Below are 25,974 nucleotides of genomic sequence, written 5' to 3'. Positions count from 1 at the left end.
CGGAGACACCTTCCACCGGCGGCATGCTCGTCCCCTGAAGCAGCGTGTGAACAGCACAGTAGTAGGAGGCACGAAGATGGCCCGACGTTTCCGATTCCTGACCATGATCGCCGCGGCGGCACCCCTCGCGGCGGCGCTGGCGATTCTTCCGGCGGCTCCGGCCCAGGCCGCCGACGGTGATCTGAGTTGCTCGGCGACCCTGAACCTCACACTGACACCGCCGCTGCGGGCCGGCGGCAACGCGAACGTGTCGGTCAGCGGCGAACTCAGCGGCTGCGCCTCGCGCAACGGCCGGCACCCCGACCTGCGCGCCGGCAAGCTCACCGGCACCGGCGCGGCGACCGCCACCGCCGGTGGCTTCAACCCGTGCGGATTGCTGGTCACGGCGAAGGGCAACGGCACGATCGCCTGGGTGTCCGGCGCCGACAGCACCTTCGACTGGCGGATCTCCCCCGACCCGATCACCGGACTTGCGTTCGGCGCCACCGTCACCGGCGGCCAGCTGAAGGGTGACGCGATCACCATCGCGCCGCGCAGCGCGACGCCCAACCAGGGTTGTCGCACCAGCGGCCTGTCCACCCTCGCCGTCACCGCGCAGGTGACGTTCGCCTGATCCCGGCCGGCCAAGCCAGGTCTGAATCAGCGGACCTGGCTTGCGCTTTCGGCATCTCCGGTTACTTCCACGCGCCCGCGGCGACCGCGTCGCGCACGTAATCGGCGAAGTCGATCGGCTCCCGCCCCAGCAGCCGGCGAACGGTGTCGGTCACGTGGGCGTTGCGCCCGTCCAGCAGCGTCGCGAAGATCTCGATCATCCCCGCCACCTCTTCGTCGGGCATCCCGAACTCCGCGGTCAGCACCGCCCCGAACTCCGCACCGGTGACCGGGATGTACTGCACGTCGCGCCCGCTCTGCTTCGCGATCGCCGCCACCGCGTCGCCGAAGGTCAGCAGGCGCGGGCCGGTCAGTTCGTAGTCCTGTCCCACATGCCCGTCCTCGGTGAGCGCGATCGCCGCGACGTCCGCGAGGTCAGCGGAGTCGACGAACGGCTCCGGCACCTGGCCGGCTGGAAAGGCCACCCCGCCGGCCAGCACCATATCCGTGAACACGCCCTCGTCGAAGTTCTGGTTGAACCAAGCCGCTTGCAGCACAGTCCATTCGGCACCGCTGTCCCGCACTGCCGTTTCGGCCGCTGCGGCCTGATCCTCACCGCGAGCCGACAGCAGCACCAGCCGCCGTACCCCCTTCGCCACGGCCAGCTCGCTGAATGCCCGAATGGTTTCTCCCGCAAGGGGATCCCCGATGTCGGGGGTATACATCACGAACGCCGCGCGCACGCCGTCGAGCACCGGCGCCCAGGTGCCGCGGTCCGTCCAGTCGAACGGAAGCGCCGCGGAGCGGGCGCCGATCCGGACCGGAAAGCCCGCGGCGGCCAGACGGTCGGCCACTCGGCGGCCCACCTTGCCGGTGCCCGCGGTGACGAGGATGATGTCGTTCTTCGTTGTTGTCATGCTCCTAGTCAAGCCGTCGGCGCGTCGACGAACCATCGACGAAAAGCTCAGTTCCATACGTCAGCGTCTCCGGCTCACTCCGCCCGAGATGAGCAGCCGAAAGCCCCTCCGACACGGCGCAACTAGGCATTCTGCGCAGAATTTCCGAGGCCGGCGGGAAGACGTCGTCACATGATCGAAATCCCCAGTTGATCTCCTCTGGAGAACGGGTACTCCACTGTGATTCTCTGGGTATCTGCTCGAAATGACCCCTGTGTCTGACACATTGGAGTTCGTATACCATGAGACGTTTTCACTTGTTGCGCACGACCTCGGCACGAGCTGTTCCACTGCTAGTGGTCGCGGCATTGGCTTCGAATGCAGGCACGGCCTCCGCGGCGACCCTGAACGGAATCGGTGACCCCAATTTCCCGAATATCGGCAGCGCCGCATACGATGTCTCCAATTACAGCATAGACCTGAAATTCGATCCGTCTTCCGGAAGACTCTCCGGCACAACGACGATCACCGCGAAGGCCAAGCAGGATTTGAAGGCGGGCACCGCGATCGGTTTCGACTTCCTGCTCCAGACCCAGTCGGTGCTGATCCAGAACAAGCCGGCCAAATACACCCTCGGCAAAGACAAGTTGGCGGTGACGGTACCGGTGAATCTGGCGCCCGGCGCCGAATTCACCACCGTGGTCGCCTACAACGACATCCCGTCCCGGGTACAGAACGCGGCGGGCGCCCGTAACTGGATCGAAAACGCGGGCGGCGCACTGATTTCCAACGAGCCGTTCTCCGCCGAATGGTGGTACCCGAGCAACGATCACCCGACCGACAAGGCGACCTACGCGGTGTCGGTGCTCGCACCCGAGGATCGCGACGTCCTGTCCAACGGCGTCGAAACCAGTGTCACCCAGAACATTCCGGGCTGGAAGCGGCACAACTGGCTGAGCAAGGCGCCGCAGATGACCTACGCCACCTTCCTCGCCATCGGCAAATACGAGCGCAGCGGTCAGGACGCGGGCACCCCCGCGCGCCCCAACCTGAACGCCTACGCGACCGACCTGGACCCGACCATCCGGGCCAACGCCAAGGCCAGCATCGAGCGGACCCCGGAGATCGTGGACTGGCTCGCCGGCACCCTCACCCCGTACCCGTACGAGGCGACCGGCGGCGTCGTGGACGCGCGAATGGGCGGCTTCGCCCTGGAGACCCAGAGCAGGCCGACCTACACCGACGGCTTCTTCCGCCGCGGCAAGAACGATTCGGTGGTGGTGCACGAGAACGCGCACCAGTGGTTCGGCGACTCGACCTCCGTCGCCACCTGGAAGGACGGCTGGCTGAACGAGGGCTTCGCCAGCTATATGGAATACCTCTGGTCGGAGAAGAACGACACCGGCAGCGCGGCCGACATCGCGGACTACGCCTACGCGAACTCGACCCGGATCAATTGGAATGTCGTGCTGACCGATCCGGGGCCGGCCGACGTACTGCCCGCCGAGCTGTACACCCGCGGCGCATTGGCCATCCAGGCCTTGCGCAGCGCGATCAACAATGACGACGTCTTCTTCCGGTTGATCCGGGAGTGGCTGACCAAGTACCAGTACGGCAATGCCAAGGTCACGGATTTCATCGATATGGCCAATGCCGTGACCGGCCGCAGCACGAACGCGTTGTTCAAGACCTGGCTGACCGATAAGGGCAAGCCGGCCTACAAGCCGACCGACGCCACTTTCGACGCCAATGCAAAACGCGCTCCGAGGTCGGTAACCCCGACACCGGCCAAGCCGAAAGTATGGGACGACCTCTACGCGGTGGTGACCCAGAAGCAGTAATTGTGGAATCGACGCCGGGCCCGTGGCAACACGGGCTCGGCGTTGCCGATCTATCCACCTTCGATCGACAAGAATGAACCGCATGAGTAAAACCAGTGAGCGCGCGGCCGTCCTGGACCGGCTGTGGGAGGAACACCTGCGCGCGAATTTCCCCGACCGACTACGCGGCGCGGAACCGGCGGGCGTCGAAATGGTGTTACTCGACGCGGCCATCGCGGGCTGCGTATCCACCTGGCAGGACAACGGCGGCCACCTGGACGACGAACTGCTCCGCATCCTGCGCAAGCGCATCGCGGACCTGGATCAGGTGCTGCCCCTGCTCACCGACACCGAGGAGTTGCGCTACTGCTGGCGCCTGCACCGGCTCGCCGTGCACGCCGCGGACTCGGGCGCGCGACTGTACTGACCGCGATTCGCGCCCGGCTCGCGCTCGGCCGGATCGTCACGTCGTCCGCATCGAGCGCGGGTTGCGCACCTGCGCAACCGAATTCGACGAGCTGGCCCGCCCACCGGAGAATCCGCACTGCGACCGGCGATGCGGGCCTGCTCGTGGTCGACAATCCGCACACCCTGCCGACCCGGCCCCCGCCCCGCACCAGCGCGATCACCCGCACCCGCTGACAGCGCTTACGATTCGTTTATCGACCGATGATGCCGCCGCAGTAGTGTTCGGCGGTCGACGTGCCAGGCTGGCGACGTCGGTTGTCGAGTGCGCGAAGGGATGCCGAAGCGTTGTGACCACAGCAGAACAATTCCGGGAGATCATGGCGCGGCTGCATACCGTGGCCGACGAATACCTCGCCGCGGAAGCCGAATTGGCGCAGGTGACCAAGGAGCTCGAGGCCGGCCTGGACGAGGCGGATCTGGTCGCGGAGGCCAGCCGCGATCCGCAGCTGATGGCCGAGCTCCAGACCTTCACCAAGGCCTTCCGCGCCGCGCGCGACGGGCAGGCGGACGAGGTGGACACCGACTGGACCGTGGAGATCCGTGCCTTCGCCGAGGCCTATCAGGCGGCGGAGGTCAACGGCGTACCGGTGCAGTCGATTTCGCACGCGGGCTGGCGTCCCGGCGCGCGCATCGGGGCGCACACGGCCGTCGCGCAGTCCGTCCTGCTGGCCCGCCACGAGACCGGCGACGGTGCGACGCTCATCTTCGAGGAGGGACACCTGGACTCGTTCGCCTGTGGTGGCCTCGGCGGCGACTTCACCGCGCGCCCGTTCGCGATCAAGACGGTGATCGACTCGGGGCTGTGCGGCGTGCTCGCGCCCGGCGCGGCGAAACTCGAATTGATCAGCGAGAACGGCACGATCTTCCCGGCCGATGTGGTGGCGCACACGTTCGCGGTGACCATCGATCTGCCGAGTGAACGCAGGCTGAACCAGCTGCGCCGGGCCTACGCGACCCCCGACGACCAGATGCCGCTGGTGTTCGAGAGCGACGGCCGCGGCGAGAACGACGAGACCCTCGACCACTTCACCGTCCGCGTGTACGGCGGCAACCACGCGCTGATGTACACGGGACCGGTTCTCGCTGACCAGTTCTGAGCGGTGACCTAGCCGGTGGCCGATCCGGCGGACCCGGTCGGTGTGCCGAGCACCGCGTTGAGCAGCTGACCGAGCGACTCCCCCGCCAGGCGGAGCTGGGATTCGGCGACCGGGAGGAACTGGCCGGTGTATTCGTCGCCGATGGTGTTCGAGGCCGGATAGACGCCGGGCTCCAGAACGATCCGGCAGCTGGCCTCGGCCCACCGGATCGGATCGGTATCCGGCTGGGCCGGCGGCAGCGCGGGCGCAGGCAGGGCCAGCAGCCGCTGCACCTCTTCGGCGTCGCTCGCGTGCCGGGTGTTGAGCAGGCCGCTGTCCCACACCGCGTGCAGGTTGGTGCCGCGGCCCAGGTACTGGAGCTTGATCTCGTTTCCGCCGCGGTCGCGCGCGTACCCGGCGTGCATCGGCTGGTTGATGTCACCGACGAAATGCACGATGAACTTCAGTGCCTGACGACGGTCGGCCACCGGACGCGCCCGGTCGGCGAGTATCGCGGTCTGCCGCCGCAGCGCCTCGATCACGTTCTGGCCGTCGTTGCCGTTCACCGCGGGGTCGTACACGCAGCCGTTCTCGGCGATGTTGACGTAGTGCCACGGCGCGGAGATCTTCCCCAGCTCGGGATCGTTGTTGCGTACCGTGTCGGCCCAGTTGGCCACCCCGGCGAGCGTCGGGTCCGGCTCGCCCGCCAGCAGCCGGTCGACCTCGGCCCTGGCCGGTGGGCTCAATCGCAGGTCCGCGATGGCACCGGTGGTGTTGTGGCCCTGCGGCCCCCAGGCATTGGCGGCGGGGGGCACCGACAGCAGGATCGCGGCGGCGGCGCACATGCTGACTACGGCTGCTTTACCTAGCATCAAGAACAAATCCCTTCCGAGCGCACCCGCCGTCGCGGGGCATGGATTGAGTTATGTTTCGCCTCTTGCTGTTTCGAGTATCGACGACAAGTGGCATATGCCGAACAAACTTCGGGATAAATCTTCGTGCGCCAGGTATTCCTTCCGGCCGAGCCGGATTGCCCGAAAGTCGGTCGCCAGGTAGATGCTGACCTGCGGTTCCGGCCCGTACCGTCCAGGAACGCACCCGCTGCCGCGGGGTACGCGATCAACCGGCGGTGTGCCGAACACCGCACTGTCTGCGAGGGTTTCATGCGAATACTCCGATTCCACCATTGCACGGCCACCGCCGTACTGGCATTGTCGCTGGGCGGTTGCGCGTCGACGCCGGAGGAACCGGCGGCACTACTGCCCAGCCGGCTCCAGAACCAATCGATCACCTGGCACGATTGCCGGACCGGCGCGACGGACGAGGTCGGCGACCGTCTGGCCGCGGCAGGCGCGCAGTGCGGGGAGTTCGAAGCGCCGTTGAACTACGCCGACCCCGCCGGACCGACCATCACGATCGCCGTCGCGCGCCGGGCCGCGACCGACAGCGCGCACCGGCTCGGAACGTTGCTGGTGCAGACCGGCGGACCTGGACCGTCCCGCGACGGCGTGACGATGATCGTCGACGGCCCCGACGGCGGCCATCCGGCACCGGCCCTCGCGGAACGCTACGACCTGGTCGGCATGGATCCGCGATTCTTCGGCGCCAGCACGCCACTCGAATGCGGCTGGCCCACCGGCACATATCTCGGGCTCGCCCAGTCCGCGCCGAACACTCGCGCGGACTTCGACCGCAGCGTCGACACCGCGCGCGAGCTGGCCGGGCGCTGCGCGCCGAATCGGGCACTGCTGCCGCACGCCTCGACGCGCAACGTCGCGCGGGACACCGACCTGCTGCGAATACTCCTCGGGGAGCGAAAGATGTCGTATATCGGCTGGTCCTGGAGCACCTATCTGGGCGCGGTGTACACGCAGATGTTCGGCGATCACGTCGATCGGGTCGTGCTCGACAGCGCACTCGATCCGCGCGCCCCCGGCCCGGACCTGACCCGCGACACGGCTTCCGCCGATGCGGCGGCGCTGGCGGACTGGGCCCGCTGGGTCGCCGATCGCGACGCGGAATTCGACCTGGGCACAACGGAAGACGCCGTCCTCGGTGCCGTCGACGACGTCCTCCGCCGGGCCGCCACCGACCCGATACCGCTCGGTACGCTCACGATCACCGCCGACATGATCCCCGGTCTGCTGCTGACCGTGGACGATTCCGCGGCGTCCTATGCCGAACTCGGCAAACAGGTGCGCGCGCTGCGCGACGGGACCGAGCCGACGCCGGCCATGGCGAGCAAACTGGCGCTCTACACCGACCCCACCACCGTGCCCGAATTCGGTTTCAGCGCAACCGTGGCCAACCAGTGCGCCGACCGCGCGGCGCGCCCGATCGAGGCCTACTTCGCCGACATCCAGCGCCACCGGGACACCGAACCGCTGTTCGGCCCGCTGGCCCGGCACCTCACCCCGTGCGCGGTGTGGCCGGTAGCCCCGGCCGAACCAGCCACCGAGATCGGCAACCGGGTCCCCGCCCTGCTCATCGGCGCCGCCGGTGATCCGGTCGCCCCCGCCGCGGGCCAACTAGCACTGCGCCGAGCACTTTCCGGCTCCCGATCGATCACCCTGGCCCGCGCGTTCCGGCACGGCGTCTATCTCATCGAGGCCGGCAGCTGCGTCGACAGCGCGGTCGAGCAGTACCTGCTGAACGGCGCGCTTCCCGCCGAAGACTCGACCTGCCAACGCGATCCGAGCTGACCTAGCGAGCGCCGGGCCTGCGCAGCCCGGCCTCGTGCGCCACGATCACCGCCTGCACCCGGTCCCGCACCCCGAGTTTCGTCAGAATGTGTCGCACATGGGTTTTCACGGTTCCCTCCCCCACCGCCAACGCGGCCGCGATCTCCGCGTTGGACAACCCGCTCGCCAGCTCGTGCAGCACCGCGGTTTCCCGCTCGGTCAGGCCCGCGACCTGTTGTCGCGCGGCCTGGTTGACCGGCGGCGCGAGCCGGTCGATCAACCGCCGCGTCGTGGACGCCGCCAACACCGCGTCGCCCGCGTGCACGTGCCGCACCGCGGACAAGAAGTCTTCCGCCGGTGCGTCTTTGAGCAGGAACCCGCTGGCCCCCGCGCGCACCGCGGCCATCGCGTAGTCGTCGAGGTCATAGGTGGTCAGCACCAGCACCTTCGGCGGCCGATCGAGCGACAGTATCCGCCGCGTGGCCTCGAGCCCATCCAGTCGTGGCATCCGCACGTCCATCACGACCACTTCCGGCGCGGCCCGCACCACCTCGGCCACGCCGGTCAGCCCGTCCCCCGCCTCACCGACCACGCGCATATCCGGCTGCGAGTCCACCACCATCCGAAACCCGGCCCGCACCAACGCCTGATCCTCGACCAGCACCACCGTGATCACCGGCTACACCTCGGCAGGCAGCGGAATCCGCGCCGCCAGAATATGCCCGGATCCGCCTGGCCGCCGCCGCAATTCGAGATCGCCACCGTAGGCTCCCACCCGCTCGCGCATGCCGACCACACCGAATCCGCCCTGACCCGAGGCCCGTTCGGCCCGGCCGTCGTCGCCGACGCTGACCAGCAACCAGTCGTCTCGGTGCCGCACCGAAACCTCCGCGCGCACACCGGATCCGGCGTGCTTCACGACATTGGTCAACCCTTCCTGCACAATCCGATAGACCACCAGACCCACCCCCGAGTCGAGCAGCCCGGACGGCAGGTCGACGGCCAGGTCCACCGGCAGTCCCGCGTCCCGGACCTCGTCGACCAGCCGGGTCAGGTCGGCGATGCCGACCCGCGGCACCGGCGATGCGTCACCCTCGGCCTCCTCCCGCAGCACCCCGATCGCCCGCCGCGTCTCGTCGAGCGCCCGCCGGCCGTGATCACCGATCGCCGCCAACGCCCCGGCCGCCGCCGCCGGGTCGGTCCGGGCCGCGTAACGCCCGCCGTCGGCCTGCGCGACGATCACCGCCAGGGAGTGGGCGAGGATATCGTGGATGTCCCGCGCGATCCGGGTCCGCTCGGACAGCACCGCGAACCGGGTCCGCTCGTCCCGCGTCCGTTCCAGCAGCGCCGCGTGCTCGGCCATGGCCAGGAACTCCCCGCGCCGGGCCCGCTGCCAGGCGCCGCCCAGCCATGCGGCGATCACCGTGCTGGCCAGGAACGCGCCGACGAGCACATGCGCCAGTGCAGGCATGGACAACTGCGGCCAGCTCCACCCGCCCAGCGCCGCACCGCCCAGTCCCGCGATCAGCCCGCCGCGACTCCAATGCCGCCCGCTGTGCGCGGCCAGCGTGTACACCACGATCGGCACCGCGACGTCGGCCGGCAGCGCACCCGTCGTATGCCGCACCGTCGTCCACTGCACCAACGCCGCGCACGCCACCAGCACCGCCGCCGCCTCCGGCCATCGCCGCCGGAACGTCAGGGGCACCAGCACCGCCACCGACAGCCCGTAATACGCCGCGTCGGCGCCCACCAGCACGCCGAAGAGCACGCACGCCAGGATCAGGATCCCCGTCGTCCCCGCATCCACCACTGACGTTCGCCGACGCAACCAGAACACCACCCGCTCGTCGACCACCCGCTCACCTTAGGGCTCCGGCCAACGCCGACACGTCTGCCGCAGGGATGACACACGGGCCCCGACACGTGCGACTTCCGGGATAGCGGGGGACAAAGCGTACGTCCAGTCGGATTCGGCGGCGTGCGGACGGGCCGCCGTTCGCTCGACCGAATCCTGTTCGTGCTCTGCGCGTTTCATTTTCGCAGGACAATCGGGGGCGACGGCCACAGCGCCGCGGGCGGCCGGCTCGGCGGCAGTGGCGCCGGTACATCTGCACGTTCAGGTGCAAGTTCGGTTGAATTGGATCGTTCCAGCGATACCATCAGGGTAGGCATGGTGTGGTTCGTCACAGCGACGGGCGCGATACCGGCAAGGTCTTCGAGAAGCGGAGTAGCAGGCATGGTCACGGAACCGGTCCGGATCACCGGGATCGACGCGCGGGTCGCGGATCGCGGTCCGACTGCTCTGCGCATCGCGGTCGGTGGTCAACTGCGCAAGCTTCGGGAGGAAAAACGCATCACACCGATCGAGGCAGGCGAGCACATCCGCGGCTCGCACGCCAAGATCAGCCGGCTGGAGCTCGGCCGGACCGGCTACAAGGATCGCGACATCCTCGACCTGCTGACCCTCTACGGCGTCACCGAGCCGGACCAGCGCGAGATGTTCCTCGAGCTGGCGCGCAAGGCCAACCAACCGGGCTGGTGGCACCGCTACAACGACCTGCTCCCACCCTGGTTCGAGACCTACCTCGGGCTGGAGGGCGCCGCGCAGACGATCCGGACGTTCGAGGGCCAACTGATCCCCGGGCTGCTGCAAACCGAGGACTACACGCACGCGGTCATCGCCGTCAGCCACCAGAACGCCGAGGCGACGCGGCGGGTGGAACTGCGCACGAAACGCCAGGAGATCCTCGACCTACCGGACGGGCCCAGGCTGTGGGCGGTGCTGGACGAGGCGGTGCTGCACCGGCCGATCGGCGGCCGGAAGGTGCTGCGCGAACAGATCGAGCACCTGGTCCAGATCTCGCACAAGCCCGGCGTGACCATCCAGGTGCTGCCCTACGACGCAGGCGGCCACGCGGCCGCGGGCAGTTCGTTCACCATGCTCCGGTTCGCCGAGCGGGAATTACCCGACATCGTCTACCTGGAGCAGCTGACCAGCGCGCTGTATCTGGATCGCAAGGAGGATCTCCAGCTCTACCGCGAGGTGATGGACAAGATCGCGGTGCAGGCCGAGACGCCGGAGCGCACCCGCGCGCTGCTCGCCGCGACCGCCGCGGAACTGTAATCGCGGAGGACGCTCAGCCGGCGACTTTGTCCGCCCACGCGGGCAACGCCTCGCTCGAGATGTCGGCGATCTCGACCAGCCGCGACCGGTCGACACCCAAGCGGCTCAACTGGATCAGCCCCTGCGCCACCACCACGATGTTCGCGCTGTGCGCCGACAGCGTGGCCGTGTCGGCCGCGCCGCCGAGACGCGCTGCGGGATAGAGCCGTTCGGCCACGCCCTGCTCCATGGCCGTGGTGGTCCTGGTGCTGATGTCGACCACCTCATGGATGCGCGAGCCGAGCTGCGCGATGCTGTTGATCATCAGGCATCCGCGCCGATTCGGTTGTGCCGCACAGTCATCGATGACCGCGTGGAACAGCGCGCGCACCGCGGCCCTGGCCGAACCCGGCGCGGCGGCGACCACGTCGCGCACGAATCGCGCGCGCCGCTCGCAGTAGCGCTCGAACACCGCGAGGAACAATCCCTGCTTGCTGCCGTACGCGGCATACACGCTGCCATTGCCGACGCCGGTGGCGCGCGAGATGTCCTCGACGGAGGTGTCGTCGAAACCGTGCGACCAGAACAGCTCGGTGGCGGTGTCGAGCAGCCCCGATTCGTCGAACTGTCGTGGGCGTCCCATGCGCTCACCGTACCAACCGAAGTGCGAGATAACCCACACCACTTGTTTCTGGAGGCGTCACTCCACAACAATGGTTGACATGGCCCCTAACTCCACCGAGCAGCCCCGCCGACGGGTGGGCATCCTGGTCTTCGACGGCGTGAAGATGCTCGACTTCGTCGGCCCGGCCGAGGTTTTCGTGGAGGCGAACCAGACCGTGCCCGGTTACGAGGTGGTACTGATCTCCGCCGACGGCAACGACGTGCAGACCTCGATCGGCGCGCGGATCGAGGTGGGCGCCGCGGCGGCCGACGCGGGCCGCTTCGACACGGTCGTCATCCCGGGCAGCGAGCTGCCGCCCGCCAGGTTCGTCACACCCGAGCTGATCGCCGCGGTCCGGCACCTGTCCTGGAACACCCGCAGGCTGGCCTCGATCTGCAGCGGCGCGTTCGTCCTGGCCGAACTGGGACTCTTCGACGGCCGCCGCGCGACCACACACTGGAAGTTCACCGCGGACCTCGCGCGGCGCTATCCGGCGATCCTGGTGGACGCCGACGCGATCTTCGTGCGTGATGGAAACCTGTACAGCTCAGCGGGAGTCGCGGCCGGCATCGACCTGGCGCTGGCCCTCGTCGAGGAGGACTACGGCGCCGACGCCGCCCGCCGGGTCGCCCAGCTGCTCGTGGTCTACATGCAGCGCGCGGGCGGGCAGTCGCAGTTCTCGGCGTCACTGAGCGGACCGGTGCCGCGCAGCCCGCTCGTGCGCAAGGTCGTCGATCTGATCTGCGCGGACCCGGCGTTCCCGCACACCGTCCAGACGCTGGCCGCGCACGCCATGGTCAGCGTCCGGCACCTGACCAGGCTGTTCCGCGCCGAGCTCGAACGCTCACCCGCCGAGTACGTCGCGTTCATCCGGTTCGGCGTCGCCCGCGACCTGCTGCACGCCGGGCACAGCGTCACCGAGGCCGCGATGAGCGCCGGATACGGCAGCAGCGAGGCGTTACGGCGAGCCTTCGTCGCCCGGCTCGGTATTTCGCCGCGCAAGTATCAGCAGCGCTTCCGCTCCACCGGCTCCGCGTTCGAGCCGATGACGGCGGCCGTGTCCTGAACGGGGGCTTTTGCGGCCCGTCCGGAGGGGCGCCGAAGGGGTCGCGCACCGGAAACTGAGTGCGGCACAACGCCATCGATCCCCGTGATCGAGAAAGGAACTCCATGTCTTCCGCGATCACCATCGTTCTCGTGCACGGCGCGTTCGCCGATGCGTCCAGCTGGGGCCCGGTCACCGAGCGGCTGCTCGCCGGCGGGCACCGCGTCGTGGTACCCCCGGTGTCCAACCGCAGCCTGTCGGCCGACGCGGCGTACATCAAGTCGTTCGTCGAGCAGATCGACGGGCCGGTTCTGCTGTGCGGCCACTCCTACGGCGGCGCGGTGATCACCGTTGCCGGGGTCGCCGACAATGTCGTCGGCCTGGTCTTCGTCTCGGGCTATGTGCTGGAAACCGGCGAGAGCCTCGGCCAATTGCAGGGCGGTTTCCCGGACTCCGACCTGGCCGCCCACCTCGTCTACGCGCCGTATCCGGTCGCCGGCGGCGAGCCGGGCACCGACGTCTCGGTCGAGGTCGCCGCCTTCCCCGAGGTATTCGCGGCGGGCCTGGACAAGACCAGGGCGCAGGTGCTCGCGGTGTCCCAGCGGCCGCTGTCCGCGGCCGCGTTCGGCGAGCCGGCGACCGCGACAGCCTGGCGCACCAAGCCGGGATGGGGGATCGTTTCCAGTGCGGACCGCACCATCAATCCCGACGTCGAACGCTTCGGCTACCAGCGGGCCGCCCTGCGGTCGATCGTCGAGCTCGATGCACCGCACCTCGTGATGCAGACCCACCCCGATGAGGTCGCCGCGGTGATCGGCGAAGCGCTCGCCGCGTTGGCCTGAGATCTCCGAATCCAACCGTGCCGCACTGTTTCTCCACCACTATCGAAAGGAACAACCATGACCGGAAACCCACACGGCGTCGCATTGGAGCCGGCCGCACAGGAGTTCGTGGACGCGACCTCGACTCCCCCGTTCCTGTACCAGCTCGCACCGGAGGAGGGCCGCAAGGCGGTCGATTCGGTGCAGGACACCCCCATCTTCAAGCCGGAGATCGACGAGGAGTGGATCACCGTCGAGGGCGGCCCGACCGGCTCGGTGCGCGCACGGATCGTCAAGCCCAAGGGCGCCACCGAGACGCTGCCCGTCATCCTCTACACCCACGGTGCCGGTTGGGTTTTCGGCGACGCGCACACGCACGACCGGCTGGTGCGTGACCTCGCCGTCGGCGCGCACGCGGCGGTGGTGTTCCCCGAGTACGACCGCTCGCCGGACGTGCGCTACCCGGCGGCCAACGAGCAGTCCTACCGCGTCGCCCAGTGGGTGCGCACGCAGGGCGCCGAGAAGAACCTCGACCCGTCGCGCATCGCGGTGGCAGGCGACTCGGTCGGCGGCAACATGGCCATCGCGCTGACCCTGATGGCCAAGGAGCGCGGCGACGTCTCGTTCGTGCAGCAGGTGCTGTTCTATCCGGTCACCGACGCCAACTTCGACACCGGCTCCTACGAGCGCTTCGCCGAGGGCTACTTCCTGGCCCGCGACGGCATGAAATGGTTCTGGGACCAGTACACCACCAGCGAGGAGGATCGCGCGCAGATCACCGCGTCGCCGCTGCGGGCCACCACCGAGCAGCTGTCCGGCCTGCCGCCCGCGCTGGTCATCACGGCCGAGAACGACGTGTTGCGGGACGAGGGCGAGGCGTTCGCGGCGAAGTTGCGCACCGCGGGCGTGCCGGTGATCGCGGCGCGCTACGGCGGCATCATCCACGACTTCGTGATGGTCAACTCGATGCACGACACCAACGCCGCCAAAGCCGCTGTCGCCCAGGCGGTCGCGGTCCTACGCAACGCCCTGTACCCCGCGTAATCCAGAAAGGGATCCTTCGTGAGTACCTCCCCCACCATCGTGCTGGTGCACGGCGCGTTCGCCGACTCCTCCAGCTGGAACGGCGTCGTCGAAGTGCTACGCGCCCAGGGATATCCGGTCGTCGCCGCGGCCAATCCGCTGCGCGGCCTGGACAGCGACGCCGCCTACGTCGGCTCGGTCCTCGATGACGTCGACGGCCCGGTTGTCCTGGTCGGCCATTCCTACGGCGGCAGCGTCATCACCGTCGCCGCGGCGGGCAAGGCGAACGTACAGGCGCTGGTCTACATCGCCGCCTTCATCCCGGCCGAGGGCGAGAGCGCGCTGGAACTGACCGACAAGTTCCCCGGATCCACCCTCGGGCCGACCACCCGCCCGGCGAATTACCCGCTCGCGGACGGCAATACCGGCACCGAGCTCTACATCCGCCAGGACGAGTTCCCCGCCCAGTTCGCCGCGGACGTCCCCGCCACCGCGGCCGAACTGATGGCCGTGACACAGCGGCCCGTCGCCCTGGACGCTTTGCAGCAGCCCGCCAAAGCGGCTGCGTGGCAATCTATCCCGGCCTTCGCGTTGGTCACCACCGAGGACAAGAACATTCCGGTGGAGGTCCAGCGGTTCATGGCCGAGCGCGCGTCCGCGCACACCGTCGAGGTTCCGGCCTCGCACGCGGTGAGCGTCTCCATGCCCGGCGTGGTCAGTGACCTGATCACCCTGGCCGCGGAGAAGTAGGACACCGAGAATCCGGTCCCGCCCGAGGTTTTCGGGCGGGACCGGATTCTCCTGCGTCAGCCGATCGCGGCGGTGAGCGCCGCCTGGCCACCGACCACCGGGAACGACACCTTCGTCTCGGCGAGGTTCACCCCGAAACCGGGGCCCGGCTTGGGCCGCAGGGTGAACTCGTTGTCGCTGGACAACACCACCACGCCGAGCTTGTGCCCGCGCGCCAGCAGGTAGTCGTGCGGTTGCATGGACAGGTTCACCGCGTACTCCTTGCCCGGCGTGATCGGGCTCGTCTTGCTCAGCGACTCCCGGTTCTGCGGGTCCACCCAGCCGCGGGTGACGATCCGGGAGCTGCCGTCGGGCGAGCGATCCACCAGCAGCGCGGTCACATTCGCGGCCGGCCGCTGGAACGTCATCCGGAACGCGACGTCCACCGCACCGCTGATCCGCAACGGGGTCGCGGTCGCCTTGGAGAAGTACGCCAGCCGGTTCGGCGAGCTCGGCGCGGCGACGAGCTCGGCGGCCACCTTGGTCGCGTCGTCGTCGAGGGATTCGGTGACCCGCCCGGCGCCGGTCGAGGCCAGCCCGCCGATGGCACGACCGCCGGGCTGGAAGACCGCCGTCGCGGCCGCCGTGGCCGGGGCGGGCCACTCCGCCTCGTTCACCCAGGACTTGTCCTCGCGCTGGATGGTGGCCTTGGGCTCGCGGTCGATCCCGTTGTTCTGGCCGAGCAGATACTTGCTGAACCAGCGGTTCACCGTGCGCAGCCACTCGTCCCTGCGCAGGCCGATCGGGTCGGTGTGGCCGGACTGGTGCAGCCAGATCTTGTGCGGCACACCGGCCTTCTTCAGCGCGTCGTACCACTGGGCGACGTTCTTGGTCTTGACGTTGAAGTCGTTGAGCCCGTGCACGGCGAGCACCGCGGCACGCACCTTGCCGACGTCGTTGAGGTAGTTGCGCTCGTTCCAGAATGCCGTGTAGTTGCCGTCGACCCGGTTCTGGTCCTGCTCGATCTTGTCGATGATCGGGGCGCAGATCTTGCGATCGGCCCTGGTGTAGACGTACTTGGCCAGCACGTCGGTGTCTTCGCCCTGGTAGGTGCCCGGCGCGACCACCGCGCCGCCCGCCCGGTAGTAGTCGTACCAGTTGCTGATCGCGGCGATCGGCACGATGGCCTCCAGTCCGGGCACGCCGGTGGAGGCGACCGCGTTGGGCAGGGTGCCGTTGTAGGACACGCCCATCATGCCGACCTTGCCGCTGGCCCAGGTGGCGGTGACCGCTTTGCCTTGCGCGTCACGGGCTTTCGCACGCCCGTTGAGCCAGTCGATCGGGGCCCGCGCGCCGATGGTCTCGTTGCGGGCGCCGGACGTCGGGCAGCCGGTGGAGGTTCCGGTGCCGAGCGACTCGCCGTACATCACGGCGAAGCCGCGGGCGAGGAAGTATTCCTCGTACTGCCAGGTGATCTGGCCCTTGTTCAGCGTGATGCCCGCGGCCCGGAGATCCTCGGCCACCCGCGCGCGCAGTTCGCCGGGCGCGGGCGCCATCCGCGCCTCCGCACCGTCCGGCACGTAGAGCTCGACGTCCACACCATGATTCGTGACGTCGTTGCCGCCGGAGAAGTACGGGCTGGCCTGGTAGACAACCGGCAGCTTGCCGGTGGCATCGGCCGGGCGGACCACCTGGACGTGCACCTCGTCGTCCTTGCCGTCGGCGTCGCTGTCGATCGGCGCGCGCACCCAAAGGTCTTGGCGGACAGCCGCGGCCGGGTTGAACACCGGCTGGGCCTCACCCCCGGAGAAGCTGGGTCCGGCCTGCGGTTCGGCCATCGCGGGTGCGCCGGCGAGCAGGAGCGCGGCGGCCACGGCCAGCAGCGCCAGGCGCGGTAGCCGCCGCAGGGTCGACACGGTCCAGCCGACGGCCCGGACCACGCGGGTGCGCGGCCCTCGCCGATCGGGTCTGTGTTGGTGCTGTCTGGATGCCATTGCCTTCTCCTTGTCACCGCTCAGCACGAGGCACTCCCGTGTGAGACTCGAAATAGCTGCTGGCTCAGGGGAATTGCCGGTGCGGGATCAGGGACGACGCGGCGGGGCCTTGCGCTCGATCGCGGACTTCATCGCGTCCAGCCCGATCAGATTGAACTCGCGGCCGAGCGAACGCATCAACGAGTTCTCGGTGGGCCGGTACACGCCGCGCTTGTAATAGACCGCACCCTCATAGGTGCCGACGACACCGCCGTCCGGGGACTGTTTGCCCAGGTACTGGTACCACTTGGTGCGGTTCTGCTGCATCTGCGCGCTGGTGTAGACCGAGGCATTGGCCTCGCGCGGCTCCCGCCCGGTGTAGCGGTCGTTGGGGTAGTCGTACTCGTCGGCCAGGCCGGCCACCGAGTGGCCGAGCTCGTGCAGCACGATCTGTCCCGCCTGGGCGTTCCCGCCGGACGAGGTCGCCACGCCGCCGCCCGCGCCGCCGTACTTCGTGGTGTTGGCCAGCGCGATCACCTGATCGGCCTCGGGCGCCAGGCGCGCGTACTGCAATGCCTTGGTCTCGTTGACGCACAGCAGGCGTTCGGTGCCGCCGCACCAGAAGGTCATGTCCAGCGCGGTATTTCGCATGGTGCCGCGTGGATCGTTGTCCACGCCGGACTCCTGGGACACCACGTTGACCGCCCAGACGTTGAACGAGTTCTTGTACGTCTTGAACGGCTCGACCTGGGTGATCTCGTTCCACCGGTTGACCGCGTGCTGCTTGTAGGTGCCCAGTTGGCTCGACGTGTATCCGTCACCGACGAACACCAGATCGAACCGCTGATTCGACGGCCCGGTCTGCTGGATCGCGATCACGTCCGCCTGCACCGCCGACCGCGGTGCAGGCGACCGGTCGGGCACCGGGGCGACCACCCGGCTGATCGTGCCGTCCGGCGCGAACACTTCCCGTTCCTCGGTCGGCTGGGCCGAGCCGACCGCGACCGACATCGCGGCAATGACGAACGCGCCGAGCATGATTGCGAACATGCGTCGTAACAAGGGCATGACGGAGCTCCTCGAGTGGTTCGCGAATTCGAACCGGACGGCGCGTGCCGATCTTCGGTCTGTCGAATTCCTAACCAAGGAACCACATTTGAGCAGCCATCTCGACTGAGGAATAACTGGGGAATACGAACGGCCCCGACCAGCGGTTACCGCGTCCGGTGCGCCGCGCCCGGCGTCCGGAAATCGATCGGCTCCACCGATTCCTTTCCGGCCGTCGCCGATCCGTCGAATGGCGACTCACCCGCACCCGACGCGAAAGCCATTCGGGCCCAGACCAATACCGCCGCTACCACGGGACGGTCTCGCCGTGCCGATCCAGGAATTGCAGGCCGGGCGCGCCCGCCTGCGCCTCCAGGACATCGACGACGGCGGGGATGCTCTCCTTCGGCTCCAGCGGCGCGTCGGGTCCACCGAGCCGAGTCCGGTTGTGGCCGGGGTCGATGAGCAGCTTGGTGTGCCCGTCGTCGGCATTGCGCGTGGCGTAGCTGCGCATCAGCTGATTGAGCGCGGCCTTGCTGGCCTTGTAGAGCTCGTAGCCGTCCTCGGTGTTCCGCGAGATGCTGCCCTGCTCGGAGGACATGACCGCGACGGTGCCGCCGGGCGCGACGAGATCGCGCAGCGCCTCGACGGTGCGCAGCGGGCTCAGCGCGTTGGTGATCATCACCTCGGTGAACATCTCGGTCGGCACCTCGCCGATCGGCAGATCACCGCGATCGATGGCGGCATTGACGAACAGCAGATCGAGTGGAGTGCCGGTCAGGCGCGTATGGAGCGCGGCCAGTTCCTCCCGGCTGGTCATCTCCAGTGCTTCGACCCGTAGCCGCCCGGTCGAGGCCGCCGCGTGCGCCGGCAGCTCGCCGCCGTCCCGGCGCGCGGTGGCGATGACCTGCCAGCCGCGGCCGGCGAGTTCGGTGGCGAGAACGAGGCCCAGCCCACGGGAGGCCCCGATGACGAGGGCTCGGCGATTCGACGTGTCGGACACGAAAACTCCTTCTAACTGCGGATATGTTTTCTAGACTAGACGTTGCGTCTAGACTAATCCACATCGACGGCCGATGGGTATTGTGTTTCGCATGCCAGCCACGAGCACCCCGCGACCGCGCTCGGGTCCTCGGCGCGACGAGGCCGCGCGCCTGGCGGTCCTGCACGCCGCCGACGATCTGCTCGTCGAGCACGGCTTCAGCGCGCTGACCGTCGAGGCCATCGCGCGCCGGGCCGGCGTCGCCAAGCAGACCATCTACCGCTGGTGGCCGTCGAAGGTCGACATCCTCTTGGACACGATCATCGAGGACACCGGCAAGCACCTGCCGGTTCCGACGGAAACGCCGACGGCCGAGAGCATCCGGGACTATCTGCGCGCCTTCGCCCGATTCCTCACCCGCGATCCCGCGGGCAAGGTGCTGCTCGCGCTCATCGCCCAGGCCCAGCATGATCCGGGCACCGCCGCGAGTCTCCGCGAGCGCTACCTCGGTCCGCGCCGCGCCAGGGAACGCGAGTTGCTCGCGCGCGGCATCGACGCCGGGACGATCGCACCCAGATTGAGCCCCGACGCCGCGCTCGACGCACTCGTCGGCCCGATCGTCTATTGCGCCCTGACCGGCTCCCCCATCCCCCGCGGCCTGGTGGACACCCTCGTCGAGGACCTGCTCGCGCCCCGCTCGAACTGACGTCCGTACAACCGATTTCGCGAAGACGAGGAGGTCCGCATGACATACGTTCCGGAACCGACCAGGTACGAGGGCACGATGAGTTACCGCCGCTCGGGCCGAAGCGGCCTCGACCTGCCGCTGCTCTCGCTCGGCTTCTGGCACAACTTCGGCGACGATCGCCCCTACCTCGTGCAGCGCGAGATCGCCCTGCGCGCTTTCGATCTCGGCATCACTCACTTCGACCTGGCGAACAACTACGGCCCGCCGTACGGCTCGGCGGAGATCAACGCCGGACGCATCCTGCGCGAAGACCTCGCCGCGTACCGCGACGAACTCGTCATCTCCACCAAGGCAGGCTGGGACATGTGGCCCGGTCCGTATGGACAGGGCGGCGGGTCGCGCAAATATGTGCTCGCCTCCCTCGATCAATCGCTGAACCGGCTCGGACTCGACTACGTCGACATCTTCTACTCGCACCGGTTCGACCCGACGACCCCGCTGGAGGAGACCGCGGCCGCGTTGAATACCGCTGTCCGCCAAGGGAAAGCGCTCTACGTCGGGATTTCCTCCTACACCGCGCAGGATTCGCGCACGATGGCGAGGCTGCTGCGCGAGCTCGGTACCCCGCTGCTCATCCACCAGCCGTCCTACTCGATGCTCAACCGCTGGATCGAGACCGAGGGCCTGCTCGACGCCGCCGCCGAAGAGGGCTTCGGCGTCATCGGGTTCACCGCACTCGCGCAGGGCCTGCTCACGTCCAAGTACCTCGACGGCATTCCGCCGGAATCGCGTGCCGCACAAGCCAAGTCGTTCCAGAACGAGCTGCTCACCCCGGAGATGATCGACCGGCTGCGCAAGCTCGACACGCTCGCGGACAAGCGCGGGCAGACCCTGGCGCAACTGGCCCTGGCCTGGGCGCTGCGCGACGAGCGGGTGACCTCGCTGGTCATCGGCGCGTCCACCACCGAACAGCTCGAGCAGAACGTCGCGGCGCTGGGCGCCCTCGAATTCAGCGCCGACGAGCTGGCCGAGATCGACGCGCTGCTCGAGCACGACGGCGAGGTCGATCTGTGGCGGGCGGCGCGGCAGGGCACGCTCTGAAAGGTGTGCCCCGGCTCAGATCGTCGGATTCACCACCTCCAGGCCGAGGGCGAGTCCGCCCGCGTGCTCGTGTTGGGTGTCGCGCAGGTACAGGTGCTGGGTGAGCACGTTGATATCGCGCCAGAGCCGCTGCACCGGGCTCGACTCGTAGATCGCGCTCGCACCGGCGATCCGGAACAGGTCGTCGACGGCGGCGCGGCAGGTATCGGCGGCCCACACCGCTTGCTGGTGCAGCTCGCAGCGGTCGGCCACCGCGAGCCGGCTCAGGTCCGCGCCGCGCAGCCGCCGCTCGACGTAGGTATCGAACACCGCCCGCGTCGACTCGCGGGCGGCCCGGATCGCGGCCTGCGCCCGGCCGACCGTCCGCTGGATCACCGGATCCTCGGACGCGGGCCGGAACTTCGGCGGCCCGACCCGCGTCGGCAGCACGCCGAGCACCTCGTCGAGGGCGTGCTCGGCGGTGCCGATCGCGACCCCGGCGAATCCGGGCGCGAGCAGGCTGAACAGCGGGAGCCGATACTTCGCGTCCGTGAGCCTGCCGGGCGCGAAGAACGGAAAGGTCCGCCGCGCGGGCACATACACGTCATCGAGCGCGAAACTCATCGAGCCCGTCCCGCGCAGGCCGGCCACGTGCCAGTCGTCGATGACGCTCACCTGCTCAGCGGGCACCACCACCGAGACGAGTTCGGGGAGCCCACCGGCGCCCGCCTTCGGCGCGCCGTCCGCGTCGAGCAGCACGGTGTTCGCCATAACCCAACCGGCATAACCGATTCCGCTGGCGAACGGCCACCGCCCGGTCACCCGCAACCCGCCCTCGGCGGGCGTGCTCCGGCCGTTCGGGCCGAAGACGAGCGACATCGGCCCGATCCCCTCGGCCAGGACCTCGTCGACGCCCTCGGCGGGCAGCTTCGACGCCACGATGGCGGGTGTCGTCGCACAGATGAACAGACTCCACGCGGTGCTCGTATCCGCGTAGGCGAGCGCCCGCACGATCTCGAACGCCTCGTCCAGCCCGATCAGTCCGCTGCCGCCGACCCCGGCCGGGGTGAACACGCCCCACAGCCCCGCGGCCGTGACCGCGTCGACCACCGCGGCCGGAAGACCACGCGCGTCCTCGGCTTTCTGGCTGTACTGCCGCGCGATCGGCGCGAGTTCGGTCACCGCACCGAGCGCGTCGTCCAGCGACCGAATGACCATCGGCGAACTCCTTCGACGTCGGGCGCGCGCCGCGCCGGGGCAGATTTCCGGTTCAGCGTCTCCCCCGCTCGATCGAACGCGAAAGCCCGGTTTTCACTGAGCGGACCGAGGATTCTGAATCGGTGAAGATTTACGCCGATCGGGCGCCCGTCGCCGCCCGGCAGTTGGTCACGGATCTCCTGGTGACGGCGTGGGTGTACGGCTCGATCAGGGCCGCGCTCTGGCTGCACGACCTGGTACGCACACTCGCGGTTCCCGGGCAGAAGTTGGCGGGCGCCGGCGGCGGCCTGGCCGACAGCCTCGGCGACGTCGGCCGCAAGGTGGGCCGGGTCCCGGTGGTCGGCGACGACCTGACCTCCCCGTTCGAACGGGCCGCGGGCGCAGCCCGCTCGATGGCCGAGGCCGGACAGGATCAGCAGGCGCTCGCCAACGATCTCGCCTTGGCCCTCGCCATCGGCCTGCTCATCGTCCCGCTCGGGCTCGTCCTGTTCGTCTGGCTCCCCCTGCGGGTGCGCTGGATCCGAAGAGCCGCGGCGGCGGTATCGCTGCGCACCCTGCCGGGCGGGCAAGACCTGCTCGCCTTGCGCGCGCTCACCAATCAACCACTGCGCACACTCAATCGGATCGATGCGGATGTCGTGGCCGCGTGGCGGCGCGGCGACGACGACACGGTCCGCGCACTGGCCGCGCTGGAGTTGCGCGGACTGGGTCTGCGCGGCAGCTGAATTCGGCAGCCACGCGGGCGGACCAGGTACATAACTCAGCACGATTCAAAAGCGTGACAACGCTTCTGGCGTGCGGCACGCTCGAGTCAGGTCAAGAGTGCCAGCGTCAAGTCCCCGGCTAGCTGGCCGGCAACCCTCCAACCGCGGCGGGGTGCCCCGGGTCAAGACCAGGCCGAGCCGCGTAATGCGGCCCGGGCAAGCGCGGGCTCCACGGACTTTTGGAGCCCTCCCGAGAGATGGGGGTGCGAGCCATGTCCGAAATGCGAACTCCCCTCTCACGCCTGGGCCTGTGCCCGGTCCATCGAGCGACAACCAGAGGGGATCGACATGACTACGGCCACGCCAGCTCTCGGAGACCGCGTGTTGGACACCACCAGGCAAGAATTCGACCACGCGTCGTTGACCGCGCTGTTGAACGGCGACGTGCACGCAGTACGACTGGCCGGATTCGTCCGGCCCGACGCGCTCGACCACTTACGCACGGCGTTCGTCGGCAGGCAGGATCACGGGCCGCTGGCCACCGACCCGCAGTTCCGGCGGATCGGGCACGCGTTCTCCGAGACCGGCACCGAGGCCGGACGTACGGCGTACTTCGACGAGGCGCGGCACAATATCGACCGGCTGCGCGACATCGCCTCGCCGTATTCCTATCCGGCGGATGACATCCGGCTGCTGCTGGACGAGATCTGGCCTGCCGGAGCGAGTTTGCTCCGGCGCGACGGGCGAGCCTTCTTCGCCGGCGTCGCGCGTTACCAGCTCGCCGGGGTGGATCTCGAGCCGCACACCGACAACGTGAGCCGAAACCTGCCGGAGGACTTCGCGATTCGGATCGTCCGCCAGCTCTCGGTCAACGTCTACCTCGATGTGCCGGACCGCGGCGGGGAATTGCAGATCTGGGACGACTATCCCGACGAGAGCGAGTATCGAGACCGCTCCGGCGACCGGGTGTACGGCATCGACCGCGCGGCCGTCGGCGAGCCGGCGCTGGTCATCACGCCGCGGGTCGGCGACGCGATCTTCATCGATCCGCGCCGGGTGCACGCGGTCGCGCCCGCGCAGGACCGCCCGCGCATCACCATCGGGCTGTTCATCGGGGTCAGCGATCCGGCCGAGTCGTTGAAGGTGTGGAGCTGATGACGACGACCACGCTGCTCTCCGCCTCGCACAAGGCAGCCTACGACCTCCGCTCGGACGGCATCACCACCGACGGACGCTCCACCGTGCTGCTGGTCAGCGTCGGCGCGGACTATCACGAGGGCGAGAAGCTCGCCGCCACTATCGATCTGATCAACCGGTCGAACTTCGGTCGCTGCGCGATCGCGGTCGCGGACACCCTGCAACGCCATAACCTCAGCGGCGGAACAGATATCGATCGGCACGCGCGGGCGCGCATCGCCGGCGACCAGTGGATCGCCCGCAATATCGGCTACCTCGACCAGATCGACTGCCCGACAAACATATTGCGCTGGGACTTCGCGCTGTCCCATCCGCGTTACGGCGATCTGTACGACGCGATCGAGCATGCCTACGAGACCGACGAACCGTATCGGCACGCGATCGACACCACCATCGACCGGTTCATCGAGCGGCGGCTCTCGCGCGAACCGGACGTCGATCAGGAAGCGGTCCGGAAGTCCTGCCGCGCATACCTTTTGGAGGAGTGCCCGATCATCATGCCGCTGTGGGCGCACGAGGGTTTCGACTACGTGATCTACCCGCAGAAGATCTCCGCCGCGATGGGACGCACGCGGGAACTCTTCGTCGTGCCGGAGCATCCGGACCGGGTCGCCTGGCTGCCGTTGCGGTTCAAGAAGCGCAAGTCGGCGTTGCCCACCGCGGACGGCGTCCAGTGACCGTCGAGCCGCCCCCGCGGCGGCGGGTGATCGGGTTCACCGGCTTGGCGGTGGCGTCGTTTCTCGGGTGCATCGACCTCACCATCGTGACCACCGCGCTGCCCGCGATCGGCGCGGATCTGCACGCGGGAGCGTCGAATACGGAGCTGACGCTCGGCGTCTTCCTGATGGCGCTGTCGATGTTCATGGTGACGGCCGGCCGGGTGGCCGATCGGCTCGGCCGGCGGGAGGTGCTGCTCGTCGGGCTCGGGCTGTTCGTGGTCGCGTCCGCGGGCGCCGCGGTGTCCTGGTCGATCGGGGTGCTGCTCGTCGCACGGTTCGTGCAGGGCGGCGCGTGCGCCGTGCTGTACACGAGCACCTCGACGTTGGTGGAATCGCTTTTCCCGCAAGGTGATCGGGGCAAGGCGATCGGCTGGCTGTACTCGGTGAACGGGCTCGGACTGGCCATCGGTCCGGTGCTCGGCGGCCTGCTGGTGCCGAGTCTCGGCTGGCAGTCGATCTTCTGGATCAACATTCCGCTCGGCGTGGCCGCCCTGATCGCGATCGCGTTCGCGGTCCCGCGGGTGCAGCCCGACACCAGCGGTGGGACCGATTGGGCCGGGCAGGTCGTGGTCGCGTTCGCCGTGGTGTCGGCGGTCGGCATCTTCGTGCTGGGCGACCTGCGCGGCTGGCTGTCGCCATGGGTGCTGATCGCCGCGGCCGTGCTGGTCGCGGCCGTGGCGGCCGGGATCGTCGCGGAGCGGCGGGCGGCGAATCCGTTGATCGATCCCGCGCTGTTCGGCAATCGCCGATTCGTCGCGGCGATCGTGTCGGATTTCTCGCTGGGTTTGTTCTATGCCGCTGCGCTGCTGGTGATTCCGACGTATCTCACGCAGGGCCGGGAATTCGACGTGCGGCAGGCGGGATTCGTGCTGCTGCTCGTCAGCGGGACGCTCGCGCTCGCCTCGCCGGTCGCGGGCCGGTTCGTCGACCGGCTGGGCGCGCATTCGTTGCTGCCGTGGGGGTTCGGGTCGCTGGCGCTGGCGGGCGCGGGCATCGCGTGGTCGGCGTTCGGTGACCTGCCTGCGGTGCTGTTCGTCGCGCTGGTCCTGTTCGGTGGCGGCTGGGCTCTGGTGCTCGGTCCGGCGACCGTGCTGGCGATTTCGACCGTGCCGCCTGCGCGGTCCGGATTCGCGGTCGGCGCCTCGTGGACGTTCCACAATCTGGGCGGCGCGATCGGGGCGGCCGTGGCGACCGTGGTGTTCGGGCATATCGACCTCGACCGCGCGCAGGAGGTCGGCGACGCGACCGGCCGGGTGGCCTCGATCATCGCGATCACCAGTCTGGTGGCCGGGATAGTCGTGGTCGCATTGACCGCGGGACGCGGGGAAAAGGCGGCTGACGGCCGCGCGGTGGTCGATCTGCCAATTCCCGCCGAGGCGGGGACAACGTAGCCCACCCGGATTCGGCGGTTCTCGTGGACGCGCGAGAACCGCTGCACCGCAACTG

25 protein-coding genes and 1 riboswitch are annotated in these 25,974 nt (G+C 68.8%); of the genes, 16 read left to right on the top strand and 9 right to left on the bottom strand.

Features of this window, described 5'->3' with window-relative positions:
• Positions 1-76: 76 nt before the first annotated feature.
• Complete coding sequence (locus ACFQ9K_RS18635) at positions 77-613, top strand: hypothetical protein (protein ID WP_378716762.1); 537 nt, start codon at positions 77-79, stop codon at positions 611-613.
• 61 nt (positions 614-674) lie between these two features.
• Here ACFQ9K_RS18635 and ACFQ9K_RS18630 read toward each other — a convergent pair whose 3' ends face one another.
• The gene (locus tag ACFQ9K_RS18630) at positions 675-1,508 is read right to left on the bottom strand and encodes an NAD(P)H-binding protein (protein ID WP_378716764.1); all 834 of its coding nucleotides are present in this window, start codon (positions 1,506-1,508) and stop codon (positions 675-677) included.
• A gap of 347 nt (positions 1,509-1,855) precedes the next feature.
• On the opposite strand from ACFQ9K_RS18630, the gene ACFQ9K_RS18625 reads away from it, so the two are divergent.
• From ACFQ9K_RS18625 to ACFQ9K_RS18615, 3 genes are all read left to right on the top strand, one after another.
• Positions 1,856-3,328 (top strand): M1 family metallopeptidase, encoded by a 1,473-nt coding sequence (locus ACFQ9K_RS18625; protein ID WP_378716765.1) that lies wholly within the window; start codon positions 1,856-1,858, stop codon positions 3,326-3,328.
• A gap of 82 nt (positions 3,329-3,410) precedes the next feature.
• Complete coding sequence (locus ACFQ9K_RS18620) at positions 3,411-3,734, top strand: hypothetical protein (protein ID WP_378716767.1); 324 nt, start codon at positions 3,411-3,413, stop codon at positions 3,732-3,734.
• 328 nt (positions 3,735-4,062) lie between these two features.
• A complete protein-coding gene (locus ACFQ9K_RS18615; protein ID WP_378716768.1) occupies positions 4,063-4,872 on the top strand; it encodes a hypothetical protein in 810 nt (269 codons plus the stop codon).
• 8 nt (positions 4,873-4,880) lie between these two features.
• Here the strand turns inward: ACFQ9K_RS18615 and ACFQ9K_RS18610 are convergent, their stop codons facing one another.
• Complete coding sequence (locus ACFQ9K_RS18610; protein ID WP_378716769.1) at positions 4,881-5,723, bottom strand: S1/P1 nuclease; 843 nt, start codon at positions 5,721-5,723, stop codon at positions 4,881-4,883.
• A 291-nt stretch (positions 5,724-6,014) separates the two neighbouring features.
• Between ACFQ9K_RS18610 and ACFQ9K_RS18605 the strand changes: the two genes are divergently transcribed.
• A complete protein-coding gene (locus ACFQ9K_RS18605) occupies positions 6,015-7,553 on the top strand; it encodes an alpha/beta fold hydrolase (RefSeq protein WP_378716771.1) in 1,539 nt (512 codons plus the stop codon).
• A gap of 1 nt (position 7,554) precedes the next feature.
• Here the strand turns inward: ACFQ9K_RS18605 and ACFQ9K_RS18600 are convergent, their stop codons facing one another.
• Positions 7,555-8,208: a response regulator gene (locus ACFQ9K_RS18600; protein WP_378716772.1), complete on the bottom strand. Its 654-nt coding sequence runs from the start codon at positions 8,206-8,208 to the stop codon at positions 7,555-7,557.
• Positions 8,209-8,211: 3 nt separating this feature from the next.
• Entirely contained in the window at positions 8,212-9,390 is a 1,179-nt protein-coding gene (locus ACFQ9K_RS18595; RefSeq protein ID WP_378716774.1) for a sensor histidine kinase, read from the bottom strand.
• Positions 9,391-9,771: 381 nt separating this feature from the next.
• Here ACFQ9K_RS18595 and ACFQ9K_RS18590 point away from each other — a divergent pair, with 381 nt between their 5' ends.
• The gene (locus tag ACFQ9K_RS18590; protein WP_378716775.1) at positions 9,772-10,659 is read left to right on the top strand and encodes a helix-turn-helix domain-containing protein; all 888 of its coding nucleotides are present in this window, start codon (positions 9,772-9,774) and stop codon (positions 10,657-10,659) included.
• Between the two features lie 13 nt (positions 10,660-10,672).
• Here ACFQ9K_RS18590 and ACFQ9K_RS18585 read toward each other — a convergent pair whose 3' ends face one another.
• A complete protein-coding gene (locus ACFQ9K_RS18585; RefSeq protein WP_378716776.1) occupies positions 10,673-11,281 on the bottom strand; it encodes a TetR/AcrR family transcriptional regulator in 609 nt (202 codons plus the stop codon).
• A 79-nt stretch (positions 11,282-11,360) separates the two neighbouring features.
• On the opposite strand from ACFQ9K_RS18585, the gene ACFQ9K_RS18580 reads away from it, so the two are divergent.
• The 4 genes from ACFQ9K_RS18580 (at position 11,361) to ACFQ9K_RS18565 (ending at position 14,941) form a co-directional block, all read left to right on the top strand.
• A complete protein-coding gene (locus tag ACFQ9K_RS18580) occupies positions 11,361-12,368 on the top strand; it encodes a GlxA family transcriptional regulator (protein ID WP_378716777.1) in 1,008 nt (335 codons plus the stop codon).
• 104 nt (positions 12,369-12,472) lie between these two features.
• Positions 12,473-13,189 (top strand): alpha/beta fold hydrolase, encoded by a 717-nt coding sequence (locus ACFQ9K_RS18575; RefSeq protein ID WP_378716779.1) that lies wholly within the window; start codon positions 12,473-12,475, stop codon positions 13,187-13,189.
• A gap of 57 nt (positions 13,190-13,246) precedes the next feature.
• Positions 13,247-14,212 (top strand): alpha/beta hydrolase, encoded by a 966-nt coding sequence (locus ACFQ9K_RS18570; protein WP_378716780.1) that lies wholly within the window; start codon positions 13,247-13,249, stop codon positions 14,210-14,212.
• Positions 14,213-14,230: 18 nt separating this feature from the next.
• Positions 14,231-14,941, top strand: coding sequence for an alpha/beta fold hydrolase (locus ACFQ9K_RS18565; protein ID WP_378716781.1), 711 nt, complete (start codon positions 14,231-14,233; stop codon positions 14,939-14,941).
• Between the two features lie 56 nt (positions 14,942-14,997).
• Here ACFQ9K_RS18565 and ACFQ9K_RS18560 read toward each other — a convergent pair whose 3' ends face one another.
• The 3 genes from ACFQ9K_RS18560 to ACFQ9K_RS18550 form a co-directional block, all read right to left on the bottom strand.
• Positions 14,998-16,914, bottom strand: coding sequence for a Xaa-Pro dipeptidyl-peptidase (locus tag ACFQ9K_RS18560; RefSeq protein WP_378727181.1), 1,917 nt, complete (start codon positions 16,912-16,914; stop codon positions 14,998-15,000).
• Between the two features lie 87 nt (positions 16,915-17,001).
• Complete coding sequence (locus ACFQ9K_RS18555; protein WP_378983390.1) at positions 17,002-17,961, bottom strand: M64 family metallopeptidase; 960 nt, start codon at positions 17,959-17,961, stop codon at positions 17,002-17,004.
• A gap of 286 nt (positions 17,962-18,247) precedes the next feature.
• On the bottom strand, positions 18,248-18,943 hold the full coding sequence (locus tag ACFQ9K_RS18550) for an SDR family NAD(P)-dependent oxidoreductase (protein WP_378721408.1): 696 nt from the start codon (positions 18,941-18,943) through the stop codon (positions 18,248-18,250).
• 91 nt (positions 18,944-19,034) lie between these two features.
• Between ACFQ9K_RS18550 and ACFQ9K_RS18545 the strand changes: the two genes are divergently transcribed.
• Positions 19,035-19,628, top strand: coding sequence for a TetR/AcrR family transcriptional regulator (locus ACFQ9K_RS18545; protein WP_378721409.1), 594 nt, complete (start codon positions 19,035-19,037; stop codon positions 19,626-19,628).
• A gap of 39 nt (positions 19,629-19,667) precedes the next feature.
• On the top strand, positions 19,668-20,711 hold the full coding sequence (gene mgrA / locus ACFQ9K_RS18540; RefSeq protein ID WP_378721410.1) for an L-glyceraldehyde 3-phosphate reductase: 1,044 nt from the start codon (positions 19,668-19,670) through the stop codon (positions 20,709-20,711).
• A 15-nt stretch (positions 20,712-20,726) separates the two neighbouring features.
• Here the strand turns inward: mgrA and ACFQ9K_RS18535 are convergent, their stop codons facing one another.
• A complete protein-coding gene (locus tag ACFQ9K_RS18535; protein ID WP_378721411.1) occupies positions 20,727-21,908 on the bottom strand; it encodes an acyl-CoA dehydrogenase family protein in 1,182 nt (393 codons plus the stop codon).
• 122 nt (positions 21,909-22,030) lie between these two features.
• Between ACFQ9K_RS18535 and ACFQ9K_RS18530 the strand changes: the two genes are divergently transcribed.
• From ACFQ9K_RS18530 to ACFQ9K_RS18515, 4 genes are all read left to right on the top strand, one after another.
• Positions 22,031-22,633 (top strand): hypothetical protein, encoded by a 603-nt coding sequence (locus tag ACFQ9K_RS18530; protein ID WP_378721412.1) that lies wholly within the window; start codon positions 22,031-22,033, stop codon positions 22,631-22,633.
• Positions 22,634-22,722: 89 nt separating this feature from the next.
• Positions 22,723-22,841: riboswitch (SAM riboswitch) on the top strand.
• A gap of 152 nt (positions 22,842-22,993) precedes the next feature.
• A complete protein-coding gene (locus tag ACFQ9K_RS18525) occupies positions 22,994-23,767 on the top strand; it encodes a 2OG-Fe(II) oxygenase (protein ID WP_378721413.1) in 774 nt (257 codons plus the stop codon).
• Entirely contained in the window at positions 23,767-24,486 is a 720-nt protein-coding gene (locus ACFQ9K_RS18520; protein WP_378721414.1) for a tRNA-dependent cyclodipeptide synthase, read from the top strand. The genes ACFQ9K_RS18525 and ACFQ9K_RS18520 overlap by 1 nt, the downstream gene beginning before the upstream one ends.
• On the top strand, positions 24,483-25,919 hold the full coding sequence (locus ACFQ9K_RS18515) for an MFS transporter (RefSeq protein WP_378721415.1): 1,437 nt from the start codon (positions 24,483-24,485) through the stop codon (positions 25,917-25,919). The genes ACFQ9K_RS18520 and ACFQ9K_RS18515 overlap by 4 nt, the downstream gene beginning before the upstream one ends.
• Positions 25,920-25,974 lie beyond the last annotated feature (55 nt).

This window comes from Nocardia sp. NPDC056564 (genome assembly GCF_042793755.1).
In the GTDB taxonomy this organism is placed as follows: domain Bacteria; phylum Actinomycetota; class Actinomycetes; order Mycobacteriales; family Mycobacteriaceae; genus Nocardia.
This window is presented reverse-complemented; position numbering and strand designations above follow the sequence as displayed.